The organism is Actibacterium sp. (assembly GCF_055134745.1).
In genome coordinates, this window is record NZ_JBSRVX010000048.1 from 1 (window position 1) to 9,139 (window position 9,139).

Annotated in this window: 7 protein-coding genes; 2 read left to right on the forward strand and 5 right to left on the reverse strand. The window is 62.9% G+C overall.

Annotation, left to right across the window (positions count from 1 at the left end):
• The first annotated feature begins 43 nt into the window (after positions 1 to 43).
• Positions 44 to 1,246, forward strand: a complete 1,203-nt coding sequence (locus ACTCHC_RS10100; protein WP_463022365.1) for an MFS transporter — start codon at positions 44 to 46, stop codon at positions 1,244 to 1,246.
• Positions 1,247 to 1,391: 145 nt separating this feature from the next.
• On the opposite strand, the gene ACTCHC_RS10105 is transcribed toward ACTCHC_RS10100, so the two are convergent.
• From ACTCHC_RS10105 to ACTCHC_RS10120, 4 genes are all read right to left on the reverse strand, one after another.
• Positions 1,392 to 2,150, reverse strand: coding sequence for a squalene/phytoene synthase family protein (locus ACTCHC_RS10105; RefSeq protein WP_463022366.1), 759 nt, complete (start codon positions 2,148 to 2,150; stop codon positions 1,392 to 1,394).
• Positions 2,147 to 3,766, reverse strand: a complete 1,620-nt coding sequence (gene cimA / locus ACTCHC_RS10110) for a citramalate synthase (RefSeq protein ID WP_463022367.1) — start codon at positions 3,764 to 3,766, stop codon at positions 2,147 to 2,149. The genes ACTCHC_RS10105 and cimA overlap by 4 nt, the downstream gene beginning before the upstream one ends.
• Positions 3,767 to 3,952: 186 nt before the next feature.
• Positions 3,953 to 5,383, reverse strand: coding sequence for a cysteine--tRNA ligase (gene cysS, locus ACTCHC_RS10115; RefSeq protein ID WP_463022368.1), 1,431 nt, complete (start codon positions 5,381 to 5,383; stop codon positions 3,953 to 3,955).
• Between the two features lie 152 nt (positions 5,384 to 5,535).
• Positions 5,536 to 6,135, reverse strand: a complete 600-nt coding sequence (locus ACTCHC_RS10120) for an outer membrane protein (RefSeq protein ID WP_463022369.1) — start codon at positions 6,133 to 6,135, stop codon at positions 5,536 to 5,538.
• A 310-nt stretch (positions 6,136 to 6,445) separates the two neighbouring features.
• On the opposite strand from ACTCHC_RS10120, the gene ACTCHC_RS10125 reads away from it, so the two are divergent.
• On the forward strand, positions 6,446 to 7,261 hold the full coding sequence (locus ACTCHC_RS10125) for a TPM domain-containing protein (protein ID WP_463022370.1): 816 nt from the start codon (positions 6,446 to 6,448) through the stop codon (positions 7,259 to 7,261).
• A 1-nt stretch (position 7,262) separates the two neighbouring features.
• Here ACTCHC_RS10125 and ACTCHC_RS10130 read toward each other — a convergent pair whose 3' ends face one another.
• Positions 7,263 to 9,071, reverse strand: coding sequence for an ABC-F family ATP-binding cassette domain-containing protein (locus ACTCHC_RS10130; protein ID WP_463022371.1), 1,809 nt, complete (start codon positions 9,069 to 9,071; stop codon positions 7,263 to 7,265).
• Between the last annotated feature and the right edge of the window lie 68 nt (positions 9,072 to 9,139).

Consider the following 9,139-nt stretch of genomic DNA (forward strand, 5'->3'; position numbering starts at 1 on the left):
TTCCCTTGCAGCCCCGCGAGCCGCCGCCTACCGATAGCGCATGATGACCGATCAAGACAGCCTCGCTCGCCGCAATGTCGCCGTTCTGGTGGCTGCTCAAGCCATTCTCGGCGCGCAGATGCCGATGATCTTCACGTTCGGAGGGCTGGCAGGCCAATCTTTGGCGACCAACGCCTGCTTTGCCACCCTGCCGATCTCGATGATCGTGCTGGGCTCGATGCTGACAGCCACGCCGATCTCGGCGGTGATGCAGCGGTTCGGACGGCGCACGGGCTTCTTCATCGGGGCCACCGGCGGGGCGCTGGGCGCATCCATCGGGGCATGGGGGCTGATCCAGGCCTCGTTCCCGCTGTTCCTGCTGGGGTCGCTGTTCACCGGCGTCTATATGTCGGCGCAGGGCTTTTACCGCTTTGCCGCCACCGATACCGCATCAGACACGTTCCGCCCCAAGGCGATTTCCTATGTGATGGCCGGCGGCCTGGCCTCGGCCATCATCGGGCCGCAACTGGTCAAGGTGACATCACAGGCAATGGTCGTGCCCTTTCTGGGCACCTATCTGACGGTGATCGGCATCAACGTGATCGGCGCCATGCTGTTCTTCTTCATCAACATCCCCAAACCGCCCATTCCGGCGCTGGACGCCCCCCGCGGGCGCAGCCGGTTAGAGCTGCTGACAACCCCGCGCATCGCGGTGGCGATCATCTGCGCGCTGGTGTCTTACGCGCTGATGAACCTTGTAATGACATCAACCCCGCTGGCTGTGGTGGGCTGCGGTTTTGAAACCGCAGACGCCGCCAACGTGGTGACCGGCCATGTGCTGGCAATGTTCGTGCCGTCGTTTTTCACCGGGCACCTGATCGCACGCTTTGGCGTGGAAAAGATCGTGGCCACGGGGCTGGTCATCCTGGCCTGCGCCGGGCTGGTTGCGCTCAGCGGGGTAAAGCTGGAACATTTCTTTATCGCCCTGATCCTGCTGGGCATTGGCTGGAATTTCGGCTTCATCGGCGCCACCACCATGCTGGCCGGCGCCCACCGCCCCGAGGAACGCGGGCGGGTGCAGGGCCTGAATGACCTGCTGGTCTTTGGCGGGGTCACCATGGCCTCGCTGGCCTCGGGCGGGTTGATGAACTGTTCGGGCGGCACGGCCCAACAAGGCTGGACGGCCGTGAATCTGGCCATGGTGCCATTTCTGGCGCTGGCCGGCGCGGCACTGATCTGGCTGGCGCTGCGCCCCAGAACCGTCTGACCCAAAGCGCGCCTGAGGCGCATTTTCCTTATCTCGGCGCCTGCGGCACCTCGGGCATGAGTATTTTACCAAGGTGAAAGGACTTGTGTATCTTCTTGGCTCAAATACTCAATTCTTCGCCATACACAGGCGTTTCGGGCGCCGATCACCACCCGCCAGTCAGACCTTTCCACACCAGGCTGCCGCGCCGTGCAAAGTCCGATCTGTCAAGTCGTCCATCGGCCACCCGTGCCGGATCGTCCCGTGCCGCCTGCAGGATCGCCGCCGCCCGCCATCCTGTGCGCAGCGCCGGGATCGCCTGCGCGGGAACCCTGCCCCTGGCGGATTGCAGCCGCATCAGCGCCCGCTGCGCCAAATCGGCCACCGCCTGCGGACGACCGTCCAGCAGCGGCACACGCCCGCGCACCTGCAATTGCGCAATGGCCCGCAGCCAGGCCGCGATGCCCATCCCGAAGGCCGCATCGCGCACCGCGTCTTCGCCTGTCGTCGCCCCCAGCAGCCGCGCTGCCGTCCAGATGAGATGGCCGGATGTGGCGTCGATATAGCTGTCGAAATGATCCTGGTCTTCGAACGGATCAGAATAGATATCCCAACGCCGCGCCACCACCAGCCCATCCAGCCGGGCCGCATCATCAGGACCAAGCAGTTCTGCCAGCGGCGTGGTCACCTCGTGCCGCCGCACCGGCCCGCCTGCCCTGATTTCCTCCAGCGCATCGCGCCACCATTGCAGCCGCATTTCGGCGATCATCGGCTCTTGCGTCGCCCATGGCGCACGCGCCACTTCCAGGTTGAACGCGAAAAGCGGAAACAGCTTTTCGCGCGCTGCCAGCGGGGCCGCCATCAGCGCGGCAAACCGGTCCGGATCGCCGCGCCGCACCAGATCGGCGCAGGCGGTCCAGTTCATGCCCTTGCCCCGTCCCTGATCAGTTTCCAGTTGATCGCATCCAGCAGCGCCTCGAAACTGGCATCCACGATGTTGGGGCTGACCCCCACGGTCGACCAGCGATGGCCCGCCCCGTCCTCGCAATCGATGATCACGCGGGTCACGGCCTCGGTGCCGCCATCGGTGATGCGCACCTTGAAATCGACAAGACGCATGTCGTCGATATGTGCCTGATAGGGCCCCAGATCCTTGGCCAGCGCGTTGGACAGCGCATTGACCGGCCCGCGATCATTGCCGTCTTCATCCATGCTTTCGGACACTGACAGCATCTTTTGATCGCCGATCTTCACCACCACCACGGCCTCGGACAGGCTGACCATGCGGTCATATTTGTTTTTGCGACGCTCAACCGTGACGCGGTATCGTTTCACCTCGAAAAACTGCGGCAACTGGCCAAGGCCCGCGCGCGCCACCAGTTCAAAACTGGCCTGCGCAGTGTCATAGGAATAGCCCTGATCCTCGCGCGCCTTTACCTCTTCCAGAATGCGCGCCAGCGCCGGGTCACCGGGGGCCACGTCGATGCCCGCCTCGGCCAGACGGCGGCGCAGGTTCGACTGCCCCGCCTGGTTCGACATCGGGATGATGCGGTCATTGCCGACCAGCGCGGGGTCGATATGTTCATAGGTGGCGGGATCCTTCAGGATCGCACTGGCATGCAGCCCCGCCTTATGCGCAAAGGCCGAGGCCCCCACATAGGGCGCGCTTTTGACCGGCACCCGGTTCAGGATATCGTCCAGCAACCGCGAGGCCCGCACCAGCCCCGCCATCGCCTCTTGGCTGATGCCGGTTTCAAACCGCTCGGCATAGGGCGCCTTCAGCAGCAGCGTCGGGATCAGCGTGCACAGATTGGCATTGCCGCAGCGCTCGCCCAGCCCGTTCAGCGTGCCCTGAACCTGCCGCGCGCCCGCATCAATCGCCGCCAGCGATGACGCCACCGCATTGCCGGTATCGTTATGGGTGTGAATGCCCAGCCGGTCACCTGGTATGCCCGCCGCGATCACATCGGCGGTGATGCGGCCCACATCCTGCGGCAGGGTGCCGCCATTGGTATCGCACAGCACGATCCAGCGCGCACCGCCATCATGGGCCGCGCGCAGACACTCCAGCGCATAAGACGGGTTGGCCTTGTAGCCGTCAAAGAAATGTTCGGCATCGAACAGCGCCTCGCGCCCCTGTGCCACCAGATGTTCGACCGAACGCGCGATATTTTCAACATTTTCCGCCAGTGTGATGCCCAGCGCCGTGGTCACATGAAAATCATGGGTCTTGCCCACCAGACAGACAGCCGGGGTCTTGGCATTCATCACCGCGGCCAGCACATCATCATTGGCCGCAGAACGCCCGGCGCGCTTGGTCATGCCAAAGGCGGTCATGGTGGCGCGGGTCTGCGGTGCTGCGTCAAAAAACGCGCTGTCGGTGGGGTTGGCGCCGGGCCAGCCGCCCTCGATATAATCGACCCCCAACCGGTCCAGCACCGCCGCGATGCGCTGTTTTTCAGCGGTCGAAAACTGCACGCCCTGCGTCTGCTGCCCGTCGCGCAGCGTTGTGTCATAAAGGTAAAGCCGCTCACGCATCAATTCCGCCCCCTGGCATCTTCTTGGCAAAAATACTCACGGCGCAACGCCAGAGATGGCAAATAGTGCCCAAGGGTTTCCACCCCGCCCGGGTCGCTTGCGGCCCGGGCGGCGCCCGACCGACCCCCAGGGCGGGCGCTATGCCCCCCCCCGCGGTAGGGTGCTGCCCTGTAATGCGGAACTGACCGATCATTTCAAGGCCTCTAGTTTCGAAAGACTTACGGACATTCCGAACTCCCACTCTGTTCCGTGCGGTCCGTCCTTCAAAATGATACCGGCGGCGTCCAAAGCGGCGCGAATCCTGTCCGCCTCGGCAAAGTTCTTGGCCAGCTTCGCCAACCGGCGCTGTTCCACATAACCATCGATCGCCGCAGCGACATTCTCGGCAGTGCCGACCTTAAGCCCGCCATTCTCAACATATCTAACAGCTTCCCAGCCGGCCAATTCCTCTGTCAAAATACCCAAAAACTGCGCCGAGGCCAAAAATACACGCTTTTCCTCTTCGCGCGCATCTTGTGGATTGCTTGCAACGCTTTTGGCTAAACCATGCAGCCGCGCTAGTGCCCCAGCCGTATTCAGATCGTCCGCAAGCGTCTCGACAACCTCTTGATCAGGGCTGCCGGGTACCACCCCGTCCACCAGCTTGCGCCAGTGTCTTAGCGTCGCCTCAGCCTCTTCCCGCTTCTTCTCCGTCCAGTCCATCGGCTTGCGGTAATGCGTGGACAGCATCACAAACCGGATCACCTCGCCCGGCACGCCCTGATCCAGCAAATCGCGCACGGTAAAGAAATTGCCCAGCGACTTGGACATCTTCTTACCCTCGACCTGCAACATCTCGTTATGCAGCCAGACCTGCGCGAAGCCGCCCTCGGGATGGGCGCAGCAGGATTGGGCGATCTCGTTTTCATGATGCGGAAATTGCAGGTCGATCCCGCCGCCGTGAATGTCGAATGTCGCCCCCAGCAATTCAAAGGCCATGGCCGAACATTCGATATGCCAGCCTGGCCGCCCGCGCCCCCAGGGGCTGTCCCAGCCGGGCAGATCGTCGGGTGACGGTTTCCACAGCACGAAATCCATCGGATTGCGTTTATAGGGGGCGACCTCGACCCGTGCCCCCGCAATCATGTCGTCGATACTGCGCCCCGACAGCGCACCGTATTTGGCATAGCTTTCGACGGCGAACAGCACATGCCCCTCGGCCTCATAGGCATTACCCTGCGCGATCAGGGTTTCGATCATCGCCACCATCTGCGGAATGAACTCGGTCGCGCGCGGCTCTGCCGTGGGGCGCAGGGTGCCCAGCGCATCCATATCATCGTGATACCAGCCGATGGTTTCATCGGTGATGTCGCGGATCGGGCGGCCGGTGGCGGCGGCGCGGGCGTTTATCTTGTCATCCACATCGGTGAAATTGCGCACATAGGTCACGTGATCGGCCCCGTACACATGTCGCAACAACCGGAACAGCACATCGAACACCACCACCGGGCGCGCATTGCCCAGATGGGCACGGTCATAAACGGTGGGCCCGCAGACATACATGCGCACATCGTCCGGGTTCAGCGGGGTGAACGCCTCTTTGCGGCGGGTTTTCGTGTTGTAAAGGCTGATCTGCGTCATGCCTGCCCTCTTCTGCGCGTGGGCGGGATGTATCAACTTCGCGCGCGAATGCAAACCGTCTGCGACATGCGCGACATCATTCCAGCGGCAGCCCCGGCACAAACGAAACGGGCCGGGAAAATCCCGGCCCGTCCGCCATTCCTGATATCAGATCAGAATTTGAACGACACGCGCGCGGTTGCGGTGGTCGCCTTGATATCCGTGCCGGTACCACCGAAATCGTCAAAGCGGTTATACAGCAGCTCGCCACCCACGGCGACGCGATCGGTCACCATACGCTCGACACCGGCACCGACGCTATAGCCGTTATCGGTATCGCTGACAGCGGCCAGCGTGGCCTCGGCGCGGGCAAAGCCGGCAGTCGCATACAGAAGCGTTCTGCCAAAGTCATAACCGCCGCGCAGTTTCAGACGGGCGATATTGCTCAGCTCATCGGTTGCATTCAGGCCGATATTGGTCGCGTCATAATCCAGTTCGGCACCGATCACGTAACGACCCATGTCGAAATCATAGCCGGCATGAACACCGCCAAAGGCTTCGTTGCCCGACAGCGACAAACCACCGCTGGTCTCGGCATCGCCATAACCGATCTGCGCACCGATCGAGGGGCCACCCCAATCGCCATCGTTATACATCGGTGCGGCGACAGGCGCTGCAACGACCGCATCGGCGGGGGCGACAACGGGGTTGCCGGCAAGCACAGGCGCGGCTGACATCGCAACAAGCGCGGTGATGGATACGAGCTTTTTCATTCTACTCTCCTACTGACTAAGGCTGACTGCCTCGGTTTTTTTATACGAGCGGACAGAATTATTCCGCCGTCGTCGATAAGAGTGGTGCTGTTGCACCCATCTTCAAGAGAGTGACGTGAATAAGCCTGCGATAATCGGCCAAGATTTGCCATTTTCTGGCAATTGCGTTGCCGTTTCGGCACAACTACGCCGGTTCCATAATGGCATGTCAATTATCCGTGATTGCAGCTATGCTTGGGGCGCATATGACGCGTGCATTCGCGCGCTGCCACGGCCAGTGACGCGGCCCCATCGCTGAAAGGATTCGCAGGTGATCCGCAAAATTCTGGCCCTTGCGACATTGTTCTGCCTTGCGCTGCCCACCGGTCTGCGGGCCGATCCGCTGCCTGCCCCGACTTCTGCCTTCGTGAATGATCTTGCCGGCATGATCGCCCCTGATGCCCGCGAGCGCATCACGCAATCGCTGCGCGAGCTGCGCGCACAAACCGGGGTGCAGGCCACCGTGGTGACGCTGAACTCGCGCCTAGGGTATGACGGGGACGGATCGCTGGAAGGTTTCGCAACCGGTCTGTTCAATGCCTGGGGCATCGGCGCGCGGGATCGCAATGACGGCATTCTGCTTCTCGTCCTGCGTGACGACCGGCAGGTGCGTATCGAATTGGGCACGCGCTATGGCCATGACTGGGACTGGCTGGCGCGCGACGTGATCGACGACACGATCCTGCCCGCCTTTCGCGCGGGCGATTATTCCGGCGGCATAGAGGCCGGGCTGGCGGATACGCTGCGCCTGATCGCGCGGCCTGCCGCGCAAAATCAGCCGCCGCCCGAAGCGCCGAAAAATGGCTGGGCCGATTACCTGATGCCGGTGCTGATGATTGGGCTGATTGCCTTCATGGCGCTGCGTCGCCGGATATCCAACACAGCCCTTCGGCTGCGTCGCTGCCCCGAATGCGGCCAACGCGGCCTGACACGGGACTACCGCGCGGGACCACATGCATCGGCACAGTGCCGAACCTGCGATTATATCGCCCCCGGCGTGATCGCGGGCACTGCCGCAACAGCACAAGGCAACGATTCTCTTGGTGGCGGCAGTTCATCAGGCGGCGGCGCCAGCGGCAGTTGGTAGATCAGCCCGCGGCCTTCTCTTCCAGCTGCATCCATTCCTCTTCGGCCGCCGCCAGTGCGGCCTGTCGTTCGGTCAAGGCCTCGGTTGCCTTGCGGAATTTGGCGGGTTCGCGGGCGAACAGATCCGGCGCCGACAGAAAGTCGGTCAGCCGGGCGATTTCGGCCTCGATACGCTCGATCTCGGCGGGCAGTTTTTCCAGCCGGTGCTTTTCGGTAAAGCTCAGCACGGTTGTCGTGGCTTTCGGCACGGGTGCCGGTTTCCTGTCATTGCCGCGCGGTTTTTCAGGCGCAGTGCTGGCCTGGCTGTCGCGCTGCGCCTGATAATCGGACCACCCCCCGGCATAGACCGTGGCCAACCCGTCGCCTTCCATCGCAATGGTGGTGCTGGCGACGCGATCCAGAAAGTCGCGATCATGGCTGACCAGCAGAACGGTGCCCGCGTAATCGCCCAGCAGGTCCTGCAACAGATCCAGCGTTTCGACATCCAGATCGTTGGTCGGCTCGTCCAGCACCAGCAGATTGCTTTCGCGCGCCATGATCTTGGCCAGCAGCAGCCGCGCCTTTTCCCCGCCCGACAACGATGAAACCGGCGCGCGCGCCTGCGCATCGTCGAACAGGAAATCCTTCAGATAGCCCACGACATGGCGGGGCTGTCCGCGCACCATCACCTGATCGGCCTGCCCCGATACCCGCATTTCAGGATCGCCGGTCAGGCTTTCCCAAAGGGTCATGTTTGGGTCAAGCGCAGCGCGGTTCTGATCGAAGACCGCGATCTGCAGGTTGGTGCCAAGAACGACCTCGCCGGTATCGGGCGCCAGTTCCCCGATCAGCATCTTCAGCAATGTGGTCTTGCCGGCACCATTGGGCCCGACAAAAGCCAGCCGGTCACCGCGCAGCACCCGCAGATCGAACGGCTGCAGAATGACCCGGTCGCCGAAAGATTTGGAAATGCCGCGCGCCTCGATCACGCGCTTGCCCGATTTCTGGCCGGCCTCCAGCGCCATGTCGGCAGTGCCCTGGCGGCGGATCATGCCGGCGCGCTGTTCGCGCAGATCGCCCAGCGCGCGCACCCGGCCCTGATTGCGCTTGCGCCGGGCCGAAATGCCCTCGACCGCCCAGCGGGCCTCGGCCTTGATCTTGCGGTCCAGCTTGTGGCGGGCCTCGTCCTCTTCGGCCCAGACAGTATCGCGCCAATCCTCGAACGCATCGAACCCCTTGTCCAGACGCCGCACCTGGCCACGGTCTATCCACAGCGTGGCGCGCGCCAGCTTGCGCAGGAAAGCGCGGTCATGGCTGATCAGGACGAACCCGGCACGGGTGCTGGCAAGCTGGTCTTCCAGCCAGGTGATCGCCTGAATATCCAGGTGGTTGGTCGGTTCGTCCAGCAGCATGAGTTCGGGCGCTTCGGCCAGCAGCTTGGCCAGCGCGGCGCGGCGGCGTTCGCCACCGCTGGCCGTTTCGACCGGGCGGGAGGGGTCGAATTTCAGCCCCTCGCCCGCCATGTCGACCAGGTATTCCTGCCCCGGCTCCAGCGCAGACATCGCGAAATCGCCCAGCGTGGCAAAGCCCGACAGATCGGGGTCCTGCTCCATATAGCCGACGGTGATTCCGGGGGTGACGACGCGGCTTCCGCCATCGGGTTCGACCAGGCCGGCCATGACCTTGAGCAAGGTCGATTTGCCGGACCCATTACGCCCGACCAATGCCAGCCGGTCACCGGGCTGAACATTCATATCAAGCCCGGAAAATACCGGATCGCCCCCGAAGGTCAGGGAAATATCGGAAAGTTGCAAAAGGGGTAAGCGTGCCATGCGCGCGCATGGCACGCTTACCCCTTTTGCAACTTTCCGATATTTCCCTGACCTTCGGGGGCGATCCG

What these genes read in the sequence shown, in the direction of transcription:
- ACTCHC_RS10100 (WP_463022365.1), top strand. Translation starts at nt 44, where the DNA reads ATGACCGATCAAGACAGCCTCGCTCGCCGCAATGTCGCCGTTCTGGTG.
- ACTCHC_RS10105 (WP_463022366.1), bottom strand. Translation starts at nt 2,150, where the DNA reads ATGAACTGGACCGCCTGCGCCGATCTGGTGCGGCGCGGCGATCCGGAC.
- cysS (WP_463022368.1), bottom strand. Translation starts at nt 5,383, where the DNA reads ATGACGCAGATCAGCCTTTACAACACGAAAACCCGCCGCAAAGAGGCG.
- ACTCHC_RS10120 (WP_463022369.1), bottom strand. Translation starts at nt 6,135, where the DNA reads ATGAAAAAGCTCGTATCCATCACCGCGCTTGTTGCGATGTCAGCCGCG.
- ACTCHC_RS10130 (WP_463022371.1), bottom strand. Translation starts at nt 9,071, where the DNA reads ATGGCACGCTTACCCCTTTTGCAACTTTCCGATATTTCCCTGACCTTC.